Genomic DNA, 22507 nt, shown 5'->3' on the forward strand with positions numbered 1-22507 from the left:
CGGCCCCCCTCCTTACGACATTTGATCCAACAGCTGCAAAATTCTTTCCTTTGCTTTTATCCCTTCTATTTCCGTACCTATACAAGACGGACAGCCGTCATGACAAGGACAATGTGTAATCAGTTGTTTCGCCGCTTCATTAATGTCTGAAAAACATTTAAAGACTTCCTCCGCCAAACCGATACCGCCCGGATAATGATCATATAAAAATATGGTTGGCACTCCGGTATGGGCTGCTTTAATTTGAGAAACAACATGAACATCATTTCGATCACACATGATATACACAGGGACAATATGCTGCAGCACATTCGAGATGCCAAGAAGCAGCTGTTCCAGTGTCTTTTCCCCGATGTCTTCATCCGCTGTTTTGATTTCGAGCCAAGCTGCACTTGTATGCAGTTCTTCTTCCGGTAAATGAATAGGTCCAGACCCAATATTTTCAAAAGTGGTCATTTTTATTTTTTTAAAAATGGTCGGCAGGGCATTGACAGTGACGTCTCCGTAGTGCAATGACGTACGGCTTTTTTCTTTCGTTTTATCGATTTCTAATACCTTCAGCTGAACTGCCAGGTTTGCATCCGTATAATATTCGACATCGACTTTTCTGACATACGCCTTTTTATGGTCCCAATCGAGCTTCTCAACTTGATACTGAACACCTTCATGCAAATAAATTGCTTCATCATGTAAAAGCGTCATCGCGCTAAAACGGTCCATTTCACCGATAATCCTTACATTTGCTATATCCGACTGATCAACTATAACGACATTTTCCTGGGAGGCGGAACGCAAACTGATGTTTGAAGCAGGGAACGACTCACTTGCCCAATGGTACCGTTCGCCGTTGCGGTGAAGAACAGCCTCTTCCTGAAGATACTCAAGAATATCACTGACTTCCATGGCTCCAAATTCTTCATCAGCTCTAAAAGGAAGCTCATAAGCCGCACACTTTAAGTGGTCTACTAAAATAATCAAATTCTCCGGATTGATTCTTGCAGATTCCGGCGAACGATTAAAGAAATATTCAGGATGCCGCACAATATATTGGTCAATCGGTGTTGAATTGGCTACCATGATAATCAAAGATTCACCGTGTCTTCTGCCGGCTCGTCCCGCCTGCTGCCAAGCACTTGCAACACTTCCGGGATACCCCGTCATTACACACACTTGCAGCTGGCCGATATCAACACCAAGCTCTAAGGCATTCGTACTGACCACTCCTAAAATGTCGCCTTCTCTCAGGCCTTTTTCGATTTCTCTTCGCTCTTTCGGCAGATAGCCTCCCCGATAGCCTCTGATTGATTTTGTTCCAATCTCTTTTTTCACAAGCTCCTGAATATGGCTTAAAATAATTTCCACCCGAACTCTGCTTCTGGCAAAAACAATGGTCTGCACTTTGTTTTTAAGGAACTCTTTCGCCAGTTCATTCACTTCTGCGGTTGCGCTCCTTCTAATATTCAGCGGTTTGTTCACAATTGGCGGATTGTAAAACACAAAATGCTTGCGTCCGCTCGGTGCGCCGTTGTCATCGACCAGCCGCATCGGTTTGCCTGTCAGCTGCTCTCCCAATTCCTTTGGGTTGGCAATTGTTGCGGAAGTACAAATAAAAACCGGATCACTTCCATAAAACCGGCAGATCCGCTTTAGCCGCCGGATCACATTTGCCACATGGCTGCCGAACACACCTCGATACGTATGAAGCTCATCGATGACGATATACTTAAGGTTTTCAAACAAACTGACCCATTTCGTATGATGCGGTAGAATGGCAGAATGCAGCATATCGGGGTTTGTAATGACAATATGACCTGCTTTTCTCACCTTTTGTCTGATTGCCGGAGACGTATCCCCGTCATATGTAAAGCTTTTAATATCAATGCCCATTTCATCAATAATTTCATTTAGCTCGCTCTTTTGGTCTTGTGCCAGCGCTTTAGTCGGAAATAAATATAACGCCCGGTTTGTTTCATCTTGGGCGATGGACTGCAGGACTGGGAGGTTGTAGCATAACGTTTTTCCTGATGCTGTTGGCGTTACGGTAACGATGCTCTCTCCTTTTTGCACATATTGAAAAGCGGAATATTGGTGAGTATATAGTTCATCAATGCCCCTTTTCGAAAGGGCCGCTTTGATTCTCTCGTCTATACTTTCGGGCATAGGCCTTGTTTTTGCTTCCCGAGGCTCAATTTCATGCCAATTCACAACGTTTTCATTTCCTTTTAAATCAGAAATGAGTTCAGTCAGTGATTTCTTTTTCATTCTTTACACCTCTTTGTCAAGTACAGTTTACCGAATATTTGTTTGCATGGCTAGGTGCAAATTTTATACAGTTGAATAAAAAAAGCAAGGCATATGCCCTGCTTATTTCGCTTTTATTGTAAGGAGCTTTGATTCGCCTTTACGAGCAGCCTTTTCGCCTGCCGGTACCATTGATCCTACAGCCTCACCATTCATTATAACGATTGGGATGACTGTGCTGCTCGCTTTTTCTTTTATTAATTCCAAATCACATGTAATCAGCGGGTCACCGACCTTCACTTTATCCCCTTCTTTAATGTGGGCAGTAAATCCTTCTCCGTTCATATTGACTGTCTCCAGCCCGACATGAATTAACAGCTCAATTCCCGAGCGAGTCCGAATGCCAACGGCGTGTTTGGTGTGGAAAATCTGAATGACTTCACCTTCAGCGGGAGAAACGATTTCACCGCTAGAAGGTTCCACCGCTATTCCTTCTCCCATCATTTTCTGTGAAAAAACAGGGTCCGGCACATCTGACAGGTCCATTACTGTACCGTCTGCCGGAGAATAAATAACCTCTTCTGTCACCTTTTCCTGAATTTTGCCCATTCCGAATAATTTTTTCAGCAATGTATTTTCTCCCTTCTCATTCACTTCAACCGTTATCCCTTCATTCACCACTATTTAACCACACTTTCAATTTTGCTTCAATTTATAACAACATCTGGCATAGACGCATAATCTGGTTAAAAAAGGCGGTGGCGATATTGGAATTCCATGATGACAAAAAGAACGAACTGCAAAAGAAAGAAGAAATCATAACGGAGGCAATCGACACTCTTTTTCAATCCTCAGCGTTCGGCAACCTTATAAACAGATTTCAGAACCTAATCAACTCGAGTTTAAAGGATGTGCAGACGACCATACATGTCAGAGAAAGAGATACTGGGCTGTATATCGATATTACCATTCCGGCGACGTTTCGAGATGGCGAGATCGTCGTTGATGTTAAATCGAGGTATCTCCATGTAACACTCCAAGAAAAACAGAAACACCAAAATGAGGCTACCTTTACAAGCATGACAAGAACGGTTCAGCTGCCTTATGAAGTTCGCCAAGAAGATATGGAAACGTCTTGGAACGAGCAGACAATGACACTTTTCTTTCCAAAAAATAAGCATGAATGAACGATTCATTCATGCTTCTATCATTTAAAAAAGCTGGTAAATCCCTTTATTAAAGATCCGACCTGATTCATTGCACTCATTACTTGACCTGTCGTATCCATCATTTTATTAAAATCAAATTGCCCATTGGCTTTTTTGAACTGCGACATAATGCTTTGAAATTGCGAAGGCTGCTGTTGATTAGGCCTTGGGATAGGATAAGGGTTAGAAAATACAGGCGGCTGCATAGACATAGGCTGGATCGGAGCATAAGGCTGATAATAATCCTGCTGTCCATAATGCTGCTGAGGCAGTTGTTGCTCTAAATAACCGGGTGCAGCCTGCTGATAATATCCTTGCATATGCTGAGGATAATAATAGCCCATTTGCCGAGGATAGCTTCGAGAGCTCCCGTTCATTGCGATTCCCCCCTAAACACAACATATTTCTCTTCTATATATGTATGAATGACTTCTATTGTTTGTGTCACAAGTGATGATTAGCATTTGTCAAATTGTGTCGAAAGTTTAAATTTTTTAAAAACAGAAAAAAGTCGAATCATTATGGTACCATATTTTCAATACAGATGAGAGGGGATGCACCATAATGAACGTATCATACTTAAGCAAACGTTTTGCAGAAATGAAGAAATATGAAACAGACTGTATGAATAAACTGATGGACTTTGCCAAGTTCCTCTATATTCAAGGACATCTCAGCATAACTGAGTTTCGTAACAGTATGAAGGTTCTCGAAGCAAATGGAGCAGAAAGCCCGGCATATGAGATGAATTAACGTCCGGCCCCCTATAAAAACGAAAAGAAGACAGCCTTTTACCGGCTGTCTTCTCTTGCAATTTCATCCTTTACTGCGTGCAATGTATAAAGGACTGACTCAGTGATGTCCTTAAATCGTTTTTTATGAATATGATGAACATAAGATTGAAGGACCAATTCCAGGAAATTATCCTTTACGGCCTCAATTTGCTCTTTATGCACATATTTTGGCCGGCGGACTTTTATCAATTCAAGAGCACCCTCTGCCCAGCGAGCAGCCAGTTCATCATTCTCTTCAACTGCAGGCTTTATCGTCTCAAAAAAATCATAAGAATGATTACTGTTTTTTCCTTCCTGATACCGATCAGCGCCTTTTTCAGCAACTTCAATCATTTGTTCGGTCATTTCCAGCAATGTTTGTGATAGCAATACCTTTCACCTCAATGCCTATCGTACCAAATTTCACTCACAAATTCAGCCGATGCGGTATACCTTCTCAAACGCATACCTGTGTTCAGGTGATTGATACAGCTCATTTATACAAATATGAAGATCTATGATTTCTTCTTCGAGCACACTTAGGCGATCGTTTTCCGTTTCCCGCATCTCAGCCTCTAATGCATTTACAGAATGATTCAGGCTTTGCTCAGCTCGCGTTAATTCATCTTCTATATCAGAAAGCATACGGAGAATATCTGTCTTGCATACATAACCGGACATTCGTGTACCTCCCTTTCCTTGTCTCTCCCGGTTAACATTCTTTGCTCTCAAGGCTCTTTCCTTCCTCATGACAAAACTAGAAGCAAATCGCCAAACAAACAGGTATTCCACGAAAAGCTGAAGTTTTCGACAAAAACACCCGCAAAAATTGTATGATCCTCCTCGTTAATGCAAACGATACTTGTGAGGAGGTGCCGTATGAAAACAAGACCGAAAAAAGCCGGCCAGCAAAAAAAGACTGAATCAAAGGCAATCGATTCTTTAGATAAAAAATTAGGCGGCCCGAACCGCCCTTCTACGTAAGAAGCAAGGAATTTCCTTGCTTCTTTATTTTTTCAGCCACTGCTCCACCGCAAAAAGCGCATGAAGCTGGCGCTTTTTATGTAAATACCAGTCTGTCAATTCAATCTGCTTCGGCAATTCCTCGCGCCTAAAGAACGTTTTCTTTATCTTTCCATGAAACCAATCTGTTTTCGTTCCGTCTAATGAGTGGATTAACTCAGGGTAGCATGTCCTTAGCATAGGAGATGTTCTTTTTGTAATCCCGATCATCTTTTCCATATCAAAACGGGAACCTGAGTGCGGCACTGTGTGCAAAAAGTGATAAAAAGAGGAGAACAATTCTGGATTGAACAGCAATTGAGACAGCTGCTTACCCAGCCTTATCCTTTCCTCCGCCTTTGAAAAGCGTTTCACTGAAATGCCATAAAGAAACCCATTTGAGGAAGGAAAAATAACGGTGTTAAAATGAAACCAGTCACTTAAATAAAAAGGAATCGTGTCAAAAACATTCTTTTTAAACGAAGGATTTTGTATAATAGGTGTTTGGATAGTGTTTTGTTCATTTATAATGAGGGCATACATTAGCCGCTCCGTATTTCGCTCATGCCAAAAACGGGTCCATTCTTCCGACATAAATTGTGAGACGCCAAACACATGCAGAAGATGAAACAGCGGTTTCCCGACTCTTTTTGACCAGTGGTATAAAAGAAGCTGCGGATAGGCATCCGAAAAAATAAGCCAGTTCGCTCTTTCATAGGCTAAAAAGAACCATTCTTGCTGTCTCTCACGGAGTCCAAGCTGAAACAGACTGCCTTTTAAGTCAGTCATTGACCAGCCGGCATTACGAGAAACGAAAGAAGCCAAAAGCGACCATTTGATTTCCGGGTGACGGTCGTAAAATGCTTTATAAGCATTTGTTCTTGAAATGTTATCCGCGTTTTTTATTTTTGTCTGCCGCTCAATCCGGCTCAGAATCTTTCTGATGGCCTGTTGTTCTTGCACGTTCATTCACTTCCGTCATGATTAGTTTAATAAGGAGGATGAGAAAGTGATTCGGTATCCTAATGGAAAAACATTTCAGCCGAAACATTCGGTTTCATCCCAAAACAGTCAGAAAAGGGCCCCGTCTTACAGTAATCGCGGAATGACCCTCGAAGATGACTTAAACGAAACGAATAAGTATTATCTGACAAACCAAATTGCCGTTATACACAAAAAGCCGACACCTGTTCAAATTGTAAATGTCCATTATCCAAAAAGAAGTGCCGCAGTGATTAAAGAAGCTTACTTTAAACAATCATCGACAACAGACTACAATGGGATTTACAAAGGGCGGTATATTGATTTTGAGGCGAAAGAAACGAAAAACAAGACCTCTTTCCCCCTGCAGAATTTTCATGACCATCAAATCGAGCATATGAAGCAGGTAAAGGCTCAAGACGGTATTTGTTTTGTTATTATATCCGCTTTCGACCAGGTTTATTTTTTGGAAGCCGATAAGCTGTTTTATTTCTGGGACAGAAAAGAAAAAAACGGCAGAAAATCAATTCGAAAAGATGAGTTGGAAGAAACAGCTTATCCGATTTCTCTTGGATACGCACCCAGAATTGATTATATTAGTATTATTGAACAGCTTTATTTTTCGCCATCATCTGGTGCGAAAGGTTGATTAACGAAAGGTTGAGATGTTATGTCAGATCAATTTAACAGCCGTGAAGCTCGACGAAAAGCGAACAGCAAGTCGAGTCCTTCACCGAAAAAAGGCAAGAAACGAAAAAAGGGCGGATTGTTTAAAAAGACCCTTTTCACTTTACTCATTCTGTTTGTTTTAGGCGTAGTTGGCGGTGCTGTTACATTTGCCGTCATGGTTTCTGATGCGCCGTCCCTTGATGAAAGCAAATTGAAGACGCCTTATTCATCAACGATTTATGATAAAAATGGAAAAGAGATCGCCGAAGTCGGCGCCGAAAAACGGACCTACGTCTCGATAGATGAAATTCCCGATGTTGTAAAAGAAGCCTTTATCGCGACAGAAGACGCTCGTTTTTATGAGCACCACGGGATTGACCCTGTCCGTATCGGCGGTGCATTAGTTGCCAACTTTAAAGACGGCTTCGGGGCTGAAGGCGGAAGTACGATCACCCAGCAGGTCGTCAAAAACTCCCTTCTTTCACATCAGAAGACGTTGAAACGGAAGGTGCAGGAAGTATGGCTTTCGATTCAGCTGGAGCGCAATTACTCTAAAGATGAAATTTTAGAAATGTATTTAAACCGGATTTATTTTTCTCCTAGAGCATACGGAATCGGAAAAGCGGCGGAAGAATTTTTCGGCGTTACTGATTTAAGCAAATTGACTGTCGAACAGGCTGCGACGCTTGCAGGAATGCCGCAGAGCCCAACAGCGTACAACCCGGTCAAAAACCCGGATAAAGCGGAAAAACGACGGAACATCGTACTCAGTCTGATGAAAAAGCAAGGATTTATTTCTGATTCTCAATATAACAAAGCGAAAAAAGTGGCAGTGAAAGACGAAGGCGTCGTGTCACAGAAGGAATATGAAAAAGCAAGTACAAACAAATACAGCGCATTTGTTGAAGAGGTTATGAAGGAAATTGATGAAAAATCTGATGTCGATCCATCTGCTGACGGATTAAAGATCTATACGACATTAGATACAAAAGCACAAGATAAACTAGATGAATTAATGGACGGAGACACCGTCGGATTTACTGAAGGCATGCAGGGCGGTGTGACGCTTCTCGATACCAAAAACGGAGAAGTCCGAGCGATTGGTGCGGGACGCAATCAGCCTGTCGGAGGCTTTAACTATGCTACTCAAACTAAGGCACAGCCTGGTTCGACCATAAAACCGATTTTGGACTACGGACCAGTTATTGAAAATAAGAAATGGTCCACATACGAACAAATTGATGACTCAGCTTATACGTATTCTAACGGAAAACCGATTCGTGATTGGGACCGCAAATATCTAGGGCCTATCTCAATGCGTTACGCTCTGGCCCAATCAAGAAATATACCTGCTTTAAAAGCATTCCAGGCAGTCGGTAAAGATACTGCTGTAGACTTTGCAAATGGACTCGGGCTTGGTTTAACAAAAGATAATGTAACAGAGGCCTATTCTATTGGCGGTTTCGGTGGGAACGATGGTGTTTCTCCTCTGACAATGGCAGGTGCATACAGCGCGTTTGGAAATAACGGAACGTATAATGAACCGCATTTTGTAAAATCTATCGAATTTAACGATGGCACGAAGCTTGACTTAACACCAAAATCAAAATCAGCCATGAGTGATTATACTGCGTTTATGATTACAGATATGCTGAAAACAGCTGTGAAGACAGGTACTGGACAGCTTGCACAAGTACCTGGTGTAGAAGTTGCAGGAAAAACAGGAACGACTAACTTTGATGATAATGAAGTCAAAAGGTACAATATCGCTAGCGGTGGCGCCCGAGATTCTTGGTTCGTTGGCTACACACCGCAATATACAGCTGCCGTCTGGACGGGAATGGGAGAAAACGAGGCTGGAAAGAAATCACTTTCAGCTGAAGAGCAAAAAGTTGCAAAGCGCATCTTCGCCCAGCTCATCGCCGATGTCGATGACGGAAGCGGATCATTTGAGAAGCCTGACAGCGTAGTGGAAGCCACCGTAGAAAAAGGTTCTAATCCGGCAAAACTGGCAGGGCCAAATACGCCAAGCGATAAGAAGCTCACAGAGTACTTTGTTAAAGGCACAGCTCCTTCTACTGTTTCTAAAACATATGAGAAAGAAGAAAAAGAGGAAACAGCTAAACTGTCTGGTTTAAACGTGAAATACGATAAAGACAATCAATCTTTAACGTTAAGCTGGAATTACGACGGAGATGCGACCTTTGCTGTTAAGCAATCTGTTGACGGCGGCAGCTACTCGGAAATTCAAAACAGCTCTGCAAAAGAGGCAGTTATTTCGGGTGTGCAGCCAGGATCTGTATACAAATTCGAAGTAACAGCCGTCAGTGATGATGGCAAAAGTACAGCTTCCACATCTTATGAGGTGCCAAAAGCTGAAGACGATGAAGATAAAAAAGACCAGCAACAAACGGATGATGAAAAACAAGATGATGAGAAGACTCAGGATGATACACAAACTGATGATTCTCAAAAAGATGACGGTCAGACGGATCAAGATCAGACAGATGATTCAACAAACGATCAAGACAAAAAACAAGACAATACGAACACCAATCCGTCCGACAACAATAACCAAGACCAATCAAACGATAATGATAACGACAACAGTAACAACCAGGATACGTCGGATGGTGATTCGAACTCTGGTAAGAATGATTCAACAGGTTCTGACACGAATAAAAATAAAACAGACACATCTAATAAAACACAAACAAACTCATCATCCATTGAAAAAACAAATTAAACAAAAAAGCCGTCACCTTTGGGGTGATGGCTTTTTTGGTACACAATAAAAAACCTCCCGTTTTAACAGGAGGTTTTATCGATTCATCGCATGATATTTATAAAAATGCTTTTTCATTTCGGTAATCAGCTCATCAAGCTGAATAAAGCAATGGTATTGGGTCGGCTTAAGAAGAATAAATTCCACTCGTTCAGCCCAATTAATCGGCTTTGCGGGATATGATTTCTCCCTCAGTTCTTGCCAATCGAGCGATTTCACCGGCTCACCTGCTGTCCAATGTAACGAAGCCAGCAAACACACAATGCCCTTTAACATTTCGTTTTGGTCACATCTCGATTTTCGTGTTTGAAAGACTGGGAGAAGTGATGCTTTGATGTCATCCCACACTTCAAATAAAAGCGGAACGTATTTCCCGCTGTCCTCCCATGGCAAATCGCCTTGTAATTCCGTGCAGAAATCAAAATACACGGGATTGGTCTGCAAGGTTTTCTTCATATCCGAGGAACTCTTCTGGCCAAGACTGCGCAAGTATTGCTCATAGGAAGCCAACACTTCTTTTGCTTGCGTCATCGTTTCACCAGTCCTTTTTTATCCCTCTTCTGCCCTTCTCTGCACAAAGAAAGCAGCGGACACTCCGCACAGCGCGGAGATTGGGCTTTACAGTGATATCTGCCGAAGAAAATAAGCCGGTGATGCGTAACGGACCAATCTTCTTTGGGAACCTTGCGCATCAGCGTCTTTTCAACTTCCAGAACCGAGTCCTTCCACCGGCAAATGCCCAATCGTTTGCTGACTCTCTCCACATGGGTATCTACGGCTATGGCCGGCACGCCAAACGCAACGGATACCACTACGTTTGCGGTCTTTCTCCCGACCCCTGGCAGTTTGACAAGCTCATCGCGGTCTCTCGGCACTTCTCCGCCGTAATCTTCAATAATCATTTTACTCAGCTTTTGAATATTTTTCGCTTTATTACGATATAAACCGATTGATTTAATATCCTGCTGAAGCTCTTCCAGCGGAACAGCCAAATAGTCTTCCGGCCGTTTATATTTTTGGAATAATGTTTTGGTCACTCTGTTTACAAGTGCATCTGTACATTGCGCAGATAAAGCAACAGCCACCACTAATTCAAAAGGATTGGAATGAACCAGTTCACACTCCGCATGAGGAAACATGTCACCCATCTTGTCTAAACAGAATTCAATTTGTTTTAGATTTAACACGATTGTCACCTTTTCACTTTATTGTTCAAGCCAATTGTAAAAAGGAACCTGCCTTTTATACTCTTTTTGCGGTTCATTCTGCTTTGCTTGTACACGCCGGAATTTTTGGCTGTGTATTTTTGCCTGCTCCACAGTTTTAAGCCCGTTTTTCTTCCATTCAAACAAAATCCGGTCAATGTAGCGGAAACTGAGTTTTCCTGATAGTACAGCCTCTTTTAACGCGTGTTTGATCAGTTGTGCGTCATGCTGATCCTGGTCCTGCCAGATCGCCAGCGTTTCACACTCCAAAGGCGATAACGGCCTTGCGAACTCTTCCTCAAAAATGGTATAAAGGCTTTTTTGTTCCCCTTCTGCTTTTCTTTCCTGTGTTTGATTCTGTGCAAGCTGAATATACTCGTACAGCTTGCCCCATAAAGGCTGAAGAGAATATTTCTCAAATTTGATGCCGTTTTGATCCTCGCATTCTTCAATAAACAGAAAGCCTTTTTGAATAAACATCCGCAATCTGTTTGTACATTCTTCAACAGAAATTGACATACCTTCCTGCAGCTGATTCGGTGTAGGAAAATATGATCCTTTTTCTAAATGCATTTTAATTTTTAACAGCAGAATAAGTTCTGTTTCATTAAGCCCAAGCTGTTTATAATGCGTGAGCAGAAGATTGGGGATGGTTGATGTTCCCTGCTCCTGCATATCAATAAATTGCTGTTTTTTCATCGTCACACCTCTTACTGTAAAGGATTGTGATTGCCCCTTTACTGTAAAAAGTCTCCCTTGCAGGAGACTCTTTTTTGTTTCATTTGAATGTATTACGGATACAGACGGTTTAACAGTCTTGGGAACGGAATCGTTTCACGAACGTGAGGCGCTCCGCTGATCCAAGCTACTGTCCGCTCTAATCCAAGGCCGAAGCCGGAATGAGGAACTGATCCATATTTTCTAAGTTCAGCATACCATTTATATGCGTCAGAATCCAGTCCATGTTCTTTAAGACGCGATTCCAAAAGTTCCATATCGTGAATTCGTTCAGACCCGCCGATGATTTCTCCATAGCCTTCCGGCGCAATCAAGTCAGCGCAAAGCACAACGTCCTCACGGTCAGAAGCCGGCTGCATATAGAACGGTTTTAAGGACGTCGGATAGCGAGTGATGAATACCGGTTTGTCATAATGTTCAGCAATCGCTGTTTCATGAGGCGCTCCGAAATCATCTCCCCACTCGATATCGTCAAAGCCTTTTTCTTTCAGAAATTCAATCGCTTCATCATACGTAATTCTTGGGAACGGGGCTTTGATTTGCTCAAGTTTTGACGTGTCTCTTCCCAATGTGTTTAGTTCAATTTTGCAATTTTTAAGAACTGATTGCACGATGAAAGAAACGTAATTTTCCTGTACTTGGAGATTTTCTTCAAATTCTACAAACGCCATTTCCGGTTCGATCATCCAGAATTCGATTAAGTGACGCTTTGTTTTAGACTTTTCCGCTCTGAATGTCGGTCCGAAAGAGAATACTTTTCCTAAAGCCATTGCCGCAGCTTCCATGTAGAGCTGTCCGCTTTGAGACAGATATGCATCTTCATCAAAGTACTTTGTCGCAAAGAGTTCTGTTGTTCCTTCAGGTGCGCTTCCAGTCAAAATCGGCGGATCCACTTTTACGAAGCCTTCGTTATTAAAGAATTCGTAAGTCGCGCGAATGATTTCATTACGGATTTTCATGATCGCATGCTGGCGCTTTGAACGCAGCCATAAATGTCTGTGATCCATCAAAAATTCCGTTCCGTGTTCTTTTGGTGTAATTGGATAATCGGTCGCTTCGTGAATGACTTCAATATCTGTCACAGCAAGTTCATATCCAAGCGGAGAACGCTCGTCCTCTTTGACAATCCCTTTTATATAGAGCGACGTTTCCTGCGTCACTGATTTAGCTGTTTGGAAAATGCTTTCTTCCACTTCCGCTTTTACTACGACACCCTGAATAAAACCGGTACCGTCCCGAAGCTGTAAAAACGCAATTTTCCCGCTTGAACGCTTATTAGCGACCCAAGCTCCGATCGTTACTTCCTCACCTACGTGCTTGTACACTTGGTTGATTGTTGTTTTCAACATATTTCCCTCCAAAACAAGAAAGACATTCGGAAGCTCATTGCCCCGCGAACTCTTTTATCATCACTTTATTATACCCGCTCTTAACTAACCGGGTCAATGCAGATAAAAAGCGGCTTTTCTGTCAGCCGCTTTTTGATCTGTTAGCTATGTTTTTCTACAAAACGCTTGATTCTTTCAATGGCTTTTTCAAGAAGATCTAACGATGTTGCATAAGAAAGACGGACATTCTCAGGAGAGCCAAATCCGGATCCTGGAACAATCGCAACTTTTTCCTCCTCGAGAAGCGCTTTAACAAATTCATCTACATCTTTGAAACCGCAAGATTGAGCTGCCTCTTTTGCATTCGGGAACAAGTAAAAAGCACCTTCCGGCTTCACACAGCTGAACCCTGGGATTTCTATGAGCTTTGCATAGATCGTATTTAATCTATGTTCAAATGCTTCTCTCATTTCTTCCAATGGCTCAGAAGGCCCGTTATAAGCAGCAATCGCTCCGTATTGTGCGATTGATGTCGGGTTTGACGTGCTGTGGCTTGCAAGGTTCGTCATCGCTTTAATAATGTCTTCAGAGCCTGCCGCATAACCGATTCTCCAGCCTGTCATGCTGTGGGACTTCGATACGCCGTTTATAATGACCGTTTGCTCTTTCAGTTTGTCTGACAGCTGTGCAATGGAAACATGTTTCTTTCCGCCGTATGTAAGTTTTTCATAAATTTCATCTGACACAATCAAGATATCATGTTCAAGGCACACTTCACCGAGCGCAGATAGTTCTTCTTCCGTATACATGACACCAGTCGGGTTGCTTGGAGAGTTAATAACGATTGCTTTTGTTTTTTCCGTAATTGCATTTTTCAGCTGCTCAGGCGAAATTTTGAAGTGATTTTCCTCAAGCCCTTCTACATAAACAGGCTTTCCGCCAGCGAGTTTCACCTGCTCCGGGTAGCTTACCCAGTAAGGCGTTGGAATAATAACTTCATCTTCTTCATCCAAAATCACTTGGAAAAGGGTATACAGAGCATGTTTGGCACCAGTGCAGACAATAATTTGAGACGGTTTGTATTCAATATTCTGGTCGCGTTTAAATTTCTCTGCAATGCTGTTTTTCAGTTCAGCCAAACCACCGGAAGGCGTGTATTTCGTATGGCCCTCGTTCATCGAACGCACAGCGGCATCAATAATATGCTGCGGTGTATTGAAGTCAGGCTCGCCTGCTCCTAAGCCGATGACATCATGGCCTGCGGCTTTCAGTTCTTTCGCTTTCGCTGTGATTGCCAGTGTGGTTGATGGTGTTAATGCGGATACTCTTTTTGCCAGTTTCAACTTGAACTCCCCCTAATTCGTCTTAAGGCGTGATATTTTTGAGAATCTTTCCAGTTGTAAAGTCCACATAACTTAAACTGTATTGCCCTTCTTTGTCTAAGTACGTCACTTCCCAAAGCAGGACGTTTCCTTCTCTTGCCAGATGAACCTCTTTTTGCTTTGAAACCAGCCCTTCATCCTTTATGATTTTCGCCGCTTTGTCTTCAGAGATTCCCTCTTTCGCTTCTTTTGAGAGAATTTTTGCTTTTTTATCAGCAGGAACCCAGACATATAATGCAGTGCCTTTTTTATCCGTTCCCTTTACAACATAATATTTTTCTTTTCCGACAAATGTTTCGACTTGATCAACATGGGCGAGATCGGTTTCTTTTTTAGCTTCAGCAGCTGCTGCTTCGTGCCCCTCTTCCTTTTGTGCCATGGCTGATTTATAAATGCTTGCCGAGACAAGAAGTACTGCTAAAAAAATAATACCAAAAATGACGGTAAATATTAATGCTTTTTTTCTCATCTTCTCACCTACGTACGATAAATGGTAAAAACGGCTTGGTTTTTGTTTTCTTCATCCAGCGCAAGGCCGAACATCAGATTGTCTCTTTTCAGTGTACGATTCAATGTGTCCACAATTTTATACAGATCATCAGAATGCTCTACATTAATTGTTGAAAGAATTTCGATTTTACTTTCCATTTTTTCATCCTCCAGTTTGAACAAATATTGTTAGTCATACTCCATTTCAGGACACGCCATACTAGTATCACAGAGCGGGAAATCCGCTTTTAAATAAAACACCATCCTACTCCCACACCGCAAAAGCCGCTTTATGCGGCTTTTATTCTTTTTCCCCTGCAACATAAGCTTCAAGCTCGCTGTCAGTCATTTCGGATACTGAGGTTGTCGGCAAGGCATCAAGAAACAGCCGGCCGTAACCAGCGGTTTTAATCCGTCTGTCCAATATAATAATCGTTCCCTTGTCTCCCGCAGAACGCAGCAAGCGTCCGATTCCTTGCCTGAAGGTCAGCACAGCTTCCGGTAATGACACTGTTTGAAACGGATTCTTTCCTTTTTTGCGGGCAAGCTCACATTTTGCAGCATGAAGCGGGTGATCAGGGGACCGGAATGGGAGCCTCACGATCATTACTGTCGTCAGCTCATCACCAGGGAAATCAACGCCTTCCCAAAAATGATTTGTTCCGAGCAGGATCGCCTGATTGGATGTTTTAAAAGTCTTCATCAGTTTGCCGGGACTTCCGCCTGTAATCCCTTGTGCCAAGAGCTGAATGCCGGAAGCACTCATGTTATGCTTAAGCTCCTGGTGAACCTTTTTCAGCATATCATGGGATGTAAACAGCACAAGGATTTTAGGCTGTTTTTCCTTTGCCATCAGTTCGATATAATGGGCTGTATCCTGTATAAATTCAGGTTGCCCTGTATCCTGAATTGATTTCATTTCTTTTGGAATCATCACCTGCATACGCTCATCGTAAGAAAAGGGTGACTCAATTCTCATTGTCCGCGGGAAAAAGTCACTCAGTCCCAGTCGTTCAATCATAAATTGAAAAGAACCTTCGACTGTAAGGGTTGCAGATGTCAGCACCACACTATTTTTGCGCGCGAAAAACTGATCAGCCAGAAGTTCACCAGGTTCAAGAGGCTGTGCGTAAATGGCCACTGCATTTTTCGCACCCTTTGCATCTATTTCAATCCAAACCGCTTCATCGTCATCAGACCCAAAGAAGAGCTTCTGCAACGTCTGACAGTAATGCTGCAAGCCTTTCATGCTTCTTTGGTATTCATCGGCTAAAAAGACGGTTTTGCTCTTCATACCCTTCAAATGTTTTTCCATCAGGGATGACTGCGCCTCAAAAAGCTGCTGCAAATGTGTCAGCATGGAACAAAGCCTCTCCGCACCATCTGTTAAGATCGACCAGCTTTTATCCTGGCTTTCTTTGTTCACCTTAAACACTAGACGGTTTAAGTCTTCTTTAGGTTTTCTTCGTTTGACAAAAGAATGTACAGAGCTGAAGAAAGCATCACTTTCTGCTTGAACGTGCTGAAGCCACTCTTCCAATTCGAAAAATGAATCAACCGGCAGGCTGTTTCGCTGGAATAGCTGTCTCATCTTTTTAAGAAGTCCCTGCTCCTTCAGAGTGCCGATTCTGCTCAATTTCGTATGCAATTCTATGTACGTGGCTCTTTTCCCTAAATGTTCGCTTGCCGCACGTTCAAAATGGTGTGCTTCATCAATAATAAATGTGCCGCTTTCGGGAAGCCTTTTTTTCTGGCTGCCTTCATCGGTCAGCAAAAGGGAATGATTGGTGATCACCAAATCAGAGCGCATAGCAATCTGTTTGGCCCGCTCGTAAAAACCGATCACATGCTCACTGCGACTTCTTTTATAGGAGTCATCGTCATAAGCCAATCTGTCCCACAGCAATTTTCCGCCTGAAGGCAAATTGAGTTCCGCTACATCTCCTGTATTTGTCTCTGTCAGCCAAACAAGAAGCTGTGCCTTTGTCAGTACGGCATCATAATTATCATCTTCTTCATGAAGCACCTGCTCAAATTTATACAGGCATAAATAATGCGATTGCCCTTTTAAAATCGCCGCTGTTACCGGAAATGGAAACAGATCTTGGACAATCGGCAAATCCTTTGTGAGAATCTGCTGCTGTAAAAGCGTCGAATACGTGCTGATTATGACCGGCTTTTTTGATTTCTTGGCAAAAAGCGCAGCCGGAATCAGATAGCCAATCGTTTTTCCGATGCCTGGAGGAGCTTCAATCAGCGCATGCTCACGATTGGCAAACGCATCAGCCACCTCTCTCATCATCATCATTTGGCCGTCTCTTTTTTCATACCCAGGCATTAACTCTGACAGCGCTTTTTCATTTCCCGCTTCCCAGCTTTCGATCTCAAATGAGAAGTTCTCGTCCTCATTTATACGAACAGCGATAGCTTCAGGTTCTCTGACAGAAAACGAAGAAAAGCGCGTATAGCCCGGTATCTCGGTATGTCTGTTTTCATTAATGAACATATCCAACAAATGCGTCAGATCACTGATGAAATGCTGCGAAAGCCTTCTTAACTGCTTTAATGTCGGATAAGGAAGCTGCCGCAGCTTTTCAAGGATTTCCAAAAAAATAAGCCCTGTCACTTCAGCATCGCTGTCAGCCCGGTGCGGCTGATCATGCCGCAGCTGAAGCTCCTCGCTTAATTCCGTCAGCTTATACCCTTCAAATCCCGGAAAAACAATGCGTGAGAGCTCGACAGTATCAAGCACTTCACAATCTGGGAGCTGAAAGCCCGCCTTATGCAGCTCATACTTGACAAATCCAAGGTCAAAATGGATATTGTGGGCGACAAAATAAGCGCCGTCAAGCAATTGGAATACTTCTTCAGCAACTGCTTCAAATGGCTGTTCATTTTCTACCATTTGATTAGAGATTCCAGTAAGCTGCTCAATAAAAGCAGGGATTGATTTATTTGGATTAATGTATTTTGAAAACCGCTCAGTAATTTGTCCATTTTCGATTACAACCGCTGCGATTTGTATGATTTTATCGCCTTTCTTCGGCGAATTCCCTGTTGTCTCTACATCTATAACAACGAACCGTTGCTTATTCATTAAAATGGACACCTCAATTCTTGCATACGACAAAAGTGTAACACGTTTTGTACGGAAATGGAGCGGCAAAACCGTTTTACTCTCAAAATCTTAAAAGAAAACCCCCGATAAAGGGGGCTTTTCTTCTACAAAATTGTACGGGCGGGTTCGTTTCCCAGCATTTGTTCAATTTTGTTTTGATCATTCAGAACAGCCACTTTCGGCTCGTGGCTTGCCGCTTCTTGATCAGACATCATTTTGTAAGAAATAATAATGACCTTATCTCCTTCCTGCACAAGGCGTGCGGCTGCACCGTTTAAGCATATGACACCGCTTCCCCGTTTACCAGGAATAATATACGTTTCAAGACGTGCTCCATTATTATTATTCACAATTTGTACTTTTTCATTAGGAAGCATTCCCACAGCATCAATGAGATCTTCATCAATTGTAATGCTTCCCACATAGTTCAGGTTTGCTTCCGTAACAGTTGCCCTGTGAAGTTTGCCGCTCATCATTGTTCGATACATATTATATTCTCTCCATTTCTCGAATATCAATAATGATATTATCTATTAGACGCGCTTTTGAAAAAGCAACTGCAACAGCGAGAATCATCTTTCCAGCAATTTCATTCACAGGCTCGAGTTCCGGATAGGAATAAAGCTCTACATAGTCTATGGTTCCGCTAGTCGTTTCAATGATTTCTTTTGCAGCTTTTATCACCGCTTCAGGATCTCTTTCACCGGCTTGGATCAGTTCCGCACTTGTTTGAAGGGCCCGATACAGCTTAGGCGCTTCTTTTCTTTCCTCAGCTGTTAAGTATACATTGCGAGAGCTTTTGGCTAAGCCGTCTTCCTCTCTGACCGTATCGACAGGAACCAATTCAATATCCATGAAGAAGTCACTGATTAACCCATCAACAACAGCTACCTGCTGCGCATCTTTTAAACCGAAATAGGCACGAGTCGGCTTGACTAGATTGAAAAGCTTCGTCAGTACGATCGCGACCCCGTCAAAATGTCCTTCTCTTGAGCGCCCGCATAACACGTCTGTGCGTCTTTCTACATGAATCGTGACATTCTTTTCACCGGGATACATATCATGAGCATCTGGCGTAAAAAGAATATCAACTCCGGCGTTTTCTGCAAGAGCTGCATCCCGCTCAATATCGCGCGGATATGCTTCAAAATCTTCATTAGGGCCGAATTGTGCAGGATTCACAAAAATACTCATAATAACGGCGTCGTTTTCTTGTCTTGCTTTGTCTGCTAAGGTTAAATGCCCCTCATGCAGAAACCCCATAGTCGGAACAAATCCGATTGACTTGCCCTCTGAATGGTATTGTTTTATGGCTTCTTTCAGCTGTGAAATATCAGTAATCTGTCTCATCTTATTTTCCCCCGTACAAGCCGTCCAGCACTGTCTGGTTCATTTGAAAGGAATGCTTTTGTTCAGGGAAAGCACGATGTCTTACATCCTGAACATATCCGCTGATTGCTGTTTCGATAGTTTCATCAATGCGCGTATATTGCTTTACAAATTTAGGTGTTCTCTCAACACCGTGACCAATAATATCATGATAAACGAGAACTTGTCCGTCTGCTTTCACACCAGCCCCGATTCCAATGACCGGTATGCTTAGCGTCTCGGCAATTTTGGCTGTGAGTTCTGCCGGCACACATTCCAGCACAAGCATCATAGCTCCTGCTTCTTCGCATTTTATACTGTCTTCTATTAATTTTTTGGCGCTTTGTTCGTCTTTGCCCTGTACTTTATAGCCGCCCAATACGCCGACTGACTGCGGTGTCAAACCTAAGTGACTGACTACTGGAATGCCTCCAAGCGTTAATGCGCGAATGGATTCAAACACGCCTTCTCCGCCCTCAAGCTTCAGTGCGTCAGCTCCGCTTTCTTGAACGATAGCCGCTGCATTTTTCAGCGTATCTTCCTTAGACAGGTGATAAGACATAAACGGCATATCTGTCACAATAAAGGTATTCGGCGCCCCCCTTTTAACGGCTTTTGTATGATGGATCATGTCCGCAACTGTCACACCGACAGTTGAATCAAGGCCGAGGACGACCATTCCGAGTGAATCACCGACTAAAATCATGTCAACTCCCGCTTGTTCAGCAAGTTTAGCTGCCGGATAATCATAAGCGGTCAGCATGACAATCGGTTCTTCAGACTCCTTCATTTTTAGAAAATCCAGTTTTGTTTTCATGTTTTCTCCTCCTCATGTTTAGAGGAGATGATCTGCCGTTTTCTTCTACAAGCCAAAAAACCTTCCGTTACAACGAGAAGGATTCTTCACTTTCTAAAGTTCGGCGAGTTTCATCCCTCTGTCCCAGTCCTTTTTTGGATCAAGGCAGACTGCTGCAATGTCTATCTATTTTAATAATAGGTGCAGTTCGCAGGCGATACTGCCCAATGGAAGTATACCAAAATCAACGGGCTTGTACCAACACATTAGCCCAATTCGATATCGGCAGAATAGATTTTTTTAATGCCTTCGTTCGTTTCTAAAAGCAGAACGCCTTCATCATCTATACCTAACGCCTTACCGTAAAAGGTTCCGTTTAACGTTCTGGCTCTCATATTAGTGCCAATACCGAGCGCATAGCTTTCCCATAAAAGCTTAATCGGCGTAAATCCGTGCGTCATATAATCCCGGTACCGTTTCTCAAAGCATAGTAAAATATGCTGGATGACGCCGGCCCGATCAATTTTTTCCCCAGCAGCTTGGCTGAGGCTTGTCGCGATGTCCTTCAATTCTTCTGGAAAATCATTAGGCTGCTGGTTAACGTTAATGCCGATCCCAATGATCACTGAACGTACGCGGTCTTCTTCAGCCTGCATTTCCGTTAGGATGCCGACTGTTTTTTTTCCGTTAATCAAAATATCATTTGGCCATTTAATATCCGTTTGGATGCCTGCTGCCTCTTCTATTCCCTGCACAACAGCTACTGCAGCAAGCAGAGTCAGCTGCGGTGTTTTTTGGAGCGGAATGTCAGGCCGCAAAATCAGGCTCATCCAAACGCCGTTTCCTTCTTGAGAATGCCATACCCTAGACATTCGGCCCCTTCCGGCTGTTTGTTTGTCAGCCACCACGAGGGTGCCTTCCGGTGCGTTATTATTCGCAAGCTCATGAGCCGTTTTTTGCGTGCTTGAAAGAACGTCATGATAAATAAGATGCTGGCCCATCACTTCCGTTTTTAATCCAAAGCGGATTTCGCTTTCACTGAGTTTTCCGGGCTTTTTGATGAGCCGATATCCTTTTCTTCTAACGGCTTCTACTTCATAACCCTCTTTCCGAAGCTCTTCAATATGCTTCCACACAGCAGTTCTTGAACAGCCGAGAGCATCACTGATTTTTTGGCCGGAAATAAATTCATTGCCGGCCTGAGAAAATAATTCAATAAGGTCTTTTCTTAATGTTGACCGCATGTCTTCAGCCACTCCTCTATGTGTTTCTTTTGATTGGAGAGCTTCCCTGTCACAACAGCCTGCTCGATCCGCTGTAATTCTTCTGATACCCATTTTCCGGCCGGCCGGTTTCGAAGCGCAAGCAAGTCCTTACCCGTGATATCAAGATCCTTAAGGCTTTTGATCGGCAGGTTTTGATAAGCGTACTGAATGTCCTTCAGTTTCTTTTCATCCAGTTTTTCGTTTTGCCGAAGCTGCGATATTTTGGCCGCTGAGAGCAGTGCTTTTTCCCCAGCTCTGTACATTGTCATTGCGTCAAGGCTCTGGCCAAACGTATCGGCAATGTGAATGGCTTCCTTGATCACTTTTCCCGGGAGCTTCCATGCTTTCAGGAAAAGGGGCGCGTCTTTCAAAACTATGCCAAGGTTAATTAAAAGAGCAGCCCAAAGCTCCTCACGGGATGTTAAAGAGAAGAATGGAAACTCACTCGTTGAAATCAGGTTTTCTCGTTTATGATAAAAACCAGGAAGCTCTTCATACAATCTCGTTTGAATGAGTGTTTGAAGCGCCTGGCGAGAAGCTCTTCCCTGCAGCAATTTCTCGAACTCTATAGTTTTTCGTTCGACTGAAACATGGGAGAGGAGTGATTTTTCTTTCGCAATGGCTTCTTCTGTTTCCGGTGAAAGCGTAAAGCCAAGCTGGCTCATAAAGCGTACGGCTCTCAGCATACGAAGCGCATCCTCTTGAAATCTATCCTCAGGCTTTCCAACGGTTCGAATCACTTTCTGATCAATATCTTTCTTGCCGCCAAAATAATCAAGCACCTTCCCGTCCGCTGTCATGGCCATCGCATTGATCGTTAAATCTCTGCGTTTTAGATCCTCTTCTAATGATGAGATAAATTGCACTTCTGACGGTCTTCTGAAATCAACATAATCAGATTCAGTCCGGAATGTCGTGACTTCATAGGTTTCATCCTCCCAGAGCACAATAATGGTCCCGTGCTCTTTGCCTACATCAACAGTCCGCTGAAACAGCCGTTCTACTTGATCAGGTGCCGCATCTGTCGCGATATCGACATCTCCGATCGTTCGTTTCATATAGCTGTCACGAACTGCGCCTCCGACAAAATAAGCCTGATGGCCTGCTTCGATTAAGATGCGGAGCACGGGAAGTGCTTTGATAAAAACTTTTTCCATGT

Annotated in this window: 24 protein-coding genes; 5 read left to right on the forward strand and 19 right to left on the reverse strand. The window is 43.0% G+C overall.

Annotated elements, in window-relative coordinates:
* Nucleotides 1-12: 12 nt before the first annotated feature.
* Complete coding sequence (mrfA, locus tag MKX71_RS11025) at nucleotides 13-2262, reverse strand: ATP-dependent helicase MrfA (RefSeq protein ID WP_339231058.1); 2250 nt, start codon at nucleotides 2260-2262, stop codon at nucleotides 13-15.
* Nucleotides 2263-2364: 102 nt separating this feature from the next.
* Complete coding sequence (locus MKX71_RS11030; RefSeq protein ID WP_029317998.1) at nucleotides 2365-2871, reverse strand: PTS glucose transporter subunit IIA; 507 nt, start codon at nucleotides 2869-2871, stop codon at nucleotides 2365-2367.
* Between the two features lie 137 nt (nucleotides 2872-3008).
* On the opposite strand from MKX71_RS11030, the gene MKX71_RS11035 reads away from it, so the two are divergent.
* Nucleotides 3009-3428: an Hsp20/alpha crystallin family protein gene (locus tag MKX71_RS11035; RefSeq protein WP_339231062.1), complete on the forward strand. Its 420-nt coding sequence runs from the start codon at nucleotides 3009-3011 to the stop codon at nucleotides 3426-3428.
* Between the two features lie 20 nt (nucleotides 3429-3448).
* Here the strand turns inward: MKX71_RS11035 and MKX71_RS11040 are convergent, their stop codons facing one another.
* Entirely contained in the window at nucleotides 3449-3826 is a 378-nt protein-coding gene (locus MKX71_RS11040) for a YppG family protein (protein WP_339231065.1), read from the reverse strand.
* Between the two features lie 187 nt (nucleotides 3827-4013).
* On the opposite strand from MKX71_RS11040, the gene MKX71_RS11045 reads away from it, so the two are divergent.
* Nucleotides 4014-4202, forward strand: coding sequence for a YppF family protein (locus tag MKX71_RS11045; protein ID WP_003230690.1), 189 nt, complete (start codon nucleotides 4014-4016; stop codon nucleotides 4200-4202).
* A 38-nt stretch (nucleotides 4203-4240) separates the two neighbouring features.
* On the opposite strand, the gene MKX71_RS11050 is transcribed toward MKX71_RS11045, so the two are convergent.
* Nucleotides 4241-4612, reverse strand: a complete 372-nt coding sequence (locus MKX71_RS11050; protein WP_003246080.1) for a YppE family protein — start codon at nucleotides 4610-4612, stop codon at nucleotides 4241-4243.
* Between the two features lie 45 nt (nucleotides 4613-4657).
* Nucleotides 4658-4903, reverse strand: a complete 246-nt coding sequence (locus MKX71_RS11055; RefSeq protein ID WP_004398488.1) for a YppD family protein — start codon at nucleotides 4901-4903, stop codon at nucleotides 4658-4660.
* Nucleotides 4904-5101: 198 nt separating this feature from the next.
* Here MKX71_RS11055 and sspM point away from each other — a divergent pair, with 198 nt between their 5' ends.
* A complete protein-coding gene (gene sspM, locus MKX71_RS11060; protein WP_003225606.1) occupies nucleotides 5102-5206 on the forward strand; it encodes an acid-soluble spore protein SspM in 105 nt (34 codons plus the stop codon).
* A 24-nt stretch (nucleotides 5207-5230) separates the two neighbouring features.
* Here the strand turns inward: sspM and MKX71_RS11065 are convergent, their stop codons facing one another.
* Complete coding sequence (locus tag MKX71_RS11065) at nucleotides 5231-6193, reverse strand: DUF2515 domain-containing protein (RefSeq protein ID WP_080529462.1); 963 nt, start codon at nucleotides 6191-6193, stop codon at nucleotides 5231-5233.
* 40 nt (nucleotides 6194-6233) lie between these two features.
* Here MKX71_RS11065 and recU point away from each other — a divergent pair, with 40 nt between their 5' ends.
* Entirely contained in the window at nucleotides 6234-6854 is a 621-nt protein-coding gene (gene recU, locus MKX71_RS11070; protein WP_004399067.1) for a Holliday junction resolvase RecU, read from the forward strand.
* A 21-nt stretch (nucleotides 6855-6875) separates the two neighbouring features.
* Complete coding sequence (locus MKX71_RS11075; protein WP_004398589.1) at nucleotides 6876-9620, forward strand: PBP1A family penicillin-binding protein; 2745 nt, start codon at nucleotides 6876-6878, stop codon at nucleotides 9618-9620.
* A 75-nt stretch (nucleotides 9621-9695) separates the two neighbouring features.
* Here MKX71_RS11075 and MKX71_RS11080 read toward each other — a convergent pair whose 3' ends face one another.
* The 13 genes from MKX71_RS11080 to MKX71_RS11140 form a co-directional block, all read right to left on the reverse strand.
* The gene (locus tag MKX71_RS11080; RefSeq protein ID WP_009967579.1) at nucleotides 9696-10190 is read right to left on the reverse strand and encodes a YpoC family protein; all 495 of its coding nucleotides are present in this window, start codon (nucleotides 10188-10190) and stop codon (nucleotides 9696-9698) included.
* On the reverse strand, nucleotides 10187-10846 hold the full coding sequence (nth, locus tag MKX71_RS11085; protein ID WP_339231068.1) for an endonuclease III: 660 nt from the start codon (nucleotides 10844-10846) through the stop codon (nucleotides 10187-10189). The genes MKX71_RS11080 and nth overlap by 4 nt, the downstream gene beginning before the upstream one ends.
* Before the next feature lie 18 nt (nucleotides 10847-10864).
* Nucleotides 10865-11563, reverse strand: a complete 699-nt coding sequence (gene dnaD / locus MKX71_RS11090) for a DNA replication protein DnaD (RefSeq protein WP_004398499.1) — start codon at nucleotides 11561-11563, stop codon at nucleotides 10865-10867.
* 92 nt (nucleotides 11564-11655) lie between these two features.
* A complete protein-coding gene (gene asnS, locus MKX71_RS11095) occupies nucleotides 11656-12948 on the reverse strand; it encodes an asparagine--tRNA ligase (protein ID WP_004398777.1) in 1293 nt (430 codons plus the stop codon).
* Nucleotides 12949-13091: 143 nt separating this feature from the next.
* Nucleotides 13092-14273: an aspartate transaminase AspB gene (gene aspB / locus MKX71_RS11100; RefSeq protein WP_339231071.1), complete on the reverse strand. Its 1182-nt coding sequence runs from the start codon at nucleotides 14271-14273 to the stop codon at nucleotides 13092-13094.
* A 22-nt stretch (nucleotides 14274-14295) separates the two neighbouring features.
* The gene (gene tseB / locus MKX71_RS11105) at nucleotides 14296-14781 is read right to left on the reverse strand and encodes a cell wall elongation/penicillin-binding protein regulator TseB (protein ID WP_003230665.1); all 486 of its coding nucleotides are present in this window, start codon (nucleotides 14779-14781) and stop codon (nucleotides 14296-14298) included.
* A gap of 8 nt (nucleotides 14782-14789) precedes the next feature.
* Nucleotides 14790-14960 (reverse strand): YpmA family protein, encoded by a 171-nt coding sequence (locus MKX71_RS11110; protein ID WP_003225588.1) that lies wholly within the window; start codon nucleotides 14958-14960, stop codon nucleotides 14790-14792.
* Between the two features lie 142 nt (nucleotides 14961-15102).
* Entirely contained in the window at nucleotides 15103-17898 is a 2796-nt protein-coding gene (gene dinG / locus MKX71_RS11115; protein ID WP_339231074.1) for an ATP-dependent DNA helicase DinG, read from the reverse strand.
* Between the two features lie 125 nt (nucleotides 17899-18023).
* Nucleotides 18024-18407: an aspartate 1-decarboxylase gene (gene panD, locus MKX71_RS11120; protein ID WP_003225586.1), complete on the reverse strand. Its 384-nt coding sequence runs from the start codon at nucleotides 18405-18407 to the stop codon at nucleotides 18024-18026.
* Nucleotide 18408: 1 nt separating this feature from the next.
* On the reverse strand, nucleotides 18409-19269 hold the full coding sequence (panC, locus tag MKX71_RS11125) for a pantoate--beta-alanine ligase (RefSeq protein ID WP_024571841.1): 861 nt from the start codon (nucleotides 19267-19269) through the stop codon (nucleotides 18409-18411).
* Nucleotide 19270: 1 nt separating this feature from the next.
* Nucleotides 19271-20104 carry a 3-methyl-2-oxobutanoate hydroxymethyltransferase gene (gene panB / locus MKX71_RS11130; RefSeq protein ID WP_003230652.1) on the reverse strand — a complete coding sequence of 278 codons (834 nt, stop codon included), beginning with the start codon at nucleotides 20102-20104 and terminating at the stop codon, nucleotides 19271-19273.
* 245 nt (nucleotides 20105-20349) lie between these two features.
* On the reverse strand, nucleotides 20350-21327 hold the full coding sequence (locus MKX71_RS11135) for a bifunctional biotin--[acetyl-CoA-carboxylase] synthetase/biotin operon repressor (RefSeq protein ID WP_015714159.1): 978 nt from the start codon (nucleotides 21325-21327) through the stop codon (nucleotides 20350-20352).
* Nucleotides 21312-22505: a CCA tRNA nucleotidyltransferase gene (locus MKX71_RS11140; RefSeq protein WP_100506345.1), complete on the reverse strand. Its 1194-nt coding sequence runs from the start codon at nucleotides 22503-22505 to the stop codon at nucleotides 21312-21314. The genes MKX71_RS11135 and MKX71_RS11140 overlap by 16 nt, the downstream gene beginning before the upstream one ends.
* Nucleotides 22506-22507: the final 2 nt, after the last annotated feature.

This window comes from Bacillus sp. FSL M8-0071 (genome assembly GCF_037975455.1).
Classification (GTDB): domain Bacteria; phylum Bacillota; class Bacilli; order Bacillales; family Bacillaceae; genus Bacillus; species Bacillus subtilis.

Excerpts from the sequence above, each read along its gene's own strand:
- MKX71_RS11080 (WP_009967579.1), bottom strand. The coding sequence starts at position 10,190 with ATGACGCAAGCAAAAGAAGTGTTGGCTTCCTATGAGCAATACTTGCGC.
- MKX71_RS11065 (WP_080529462.1), bottom strand. The coding sequence starts at position 6,193 with ATGAACGTGCAAGAACAACAGGCCATCAGAAAGATTCTGAGCCGGATT.
- dinG (WP_339231074.1), bottom strand. The coding sequence starts at position 17,898 with ATGAATAAGCAACGGTTCGTTGTTATAGATGTAGAGACAACAGGGAAT.
- panC (WP_024571841.1), bottom strand. The coding sequence starts at position 19,269 with ATGAGACAGATTACTGATATTTCACAGCTGAAAGAAGCCATAAAACAA.
- tseB (WP_003230665.1), bottom strand. The coding sequence starts at position 14,781 with ATGAGAAAAAAAGCATTAATATTTACCGTCATTTTTGGTATTATTTTT.
- mrfA (WP_339231058.1), bottom strand. The coding sequence starts at position 2,262 with ATGAAAAAGAAATCACTGACTGAACTCATTTCTGATTTAAAAGGAAAT.
- dnaD (WP_004398499.1), bottom strand. The coding sequence starts at position 11,563 with ATGAAAAAACAGCAATTTATTGATATGCAGGAGCAGGGAACATCAACC.
- MKX71_RS11045 (WP_003230690.1), top strand. The coding sequence starts at position 4,014 with ATGAACGTATCATACTTAAGCAAACGTTTTGCAGAAATGAAGAAATAT.
- MKX71_RS11055 (WP_004398488.1), bottom strand. The coding sequence starts at position 4,903 with ATGTCCGGTTATGTATGCAAGACAGATATTCTCCGTATGCTTTCTGAT.
- MKX71_RS11135 (WP_015714159.1), bottom strand. The coding sequence starts at position 21,327 with ATGCGGTCAACATTAAGAAAAGACCTTATTGAATTATTTTCTCAGGCC.
- panD (WP_003225586.1), bottom strand. The coding sequence starts at position 18,407 with ATGTATCGAACAATGATGAGCGGCAAACTTCACAGGGCAACTGTTACG.
- panB (WP_003230652.1), bottom strand. The coding sequence starts at position 20,104 with ATGAAAACAAAACTGGATTTTCTAAAAATGAAGGAGTCTGAAGAACCG.
- sspM (WP_003225606.1), top strand. The coding sequence starts at position 5,102 with ATGAAAACAAGACCGAAAAAAGCCGGCCAGCAAAAAAAGACTGAATCA.
- MKX71_RS11110 (WP_003225588.1), bottom strand. The coding sequence starts at position 14,960 with ATGGAAAGTAAAATCGAAATTCTTTCAACAATTAATGTAGAGCATTCT.
- MKX71_RS11075 (WP_004398589.1), top strand. The coding sequence starts at position 6,876 with ATGTCAGATCAATTTAACAGCCGTGAAGCTCGACGAAAAGCGAACAGC.
- MKX71_RS11040 (WP_339231065.1), bottom strand. The coding sequence starts at position 3,826 with ATGAACGGGAGCTCTCGAAGCTATCCTCGGCAAATGGGCTATTATTAT.
- MKX71_RS11140 (WP_100506345.1), bottom strand. The coding sequence starts at position 22,505 with ATGGAAAAAGTTTTTATCAAAGCACTTCCCGTGCTCCGCATCTTAATC.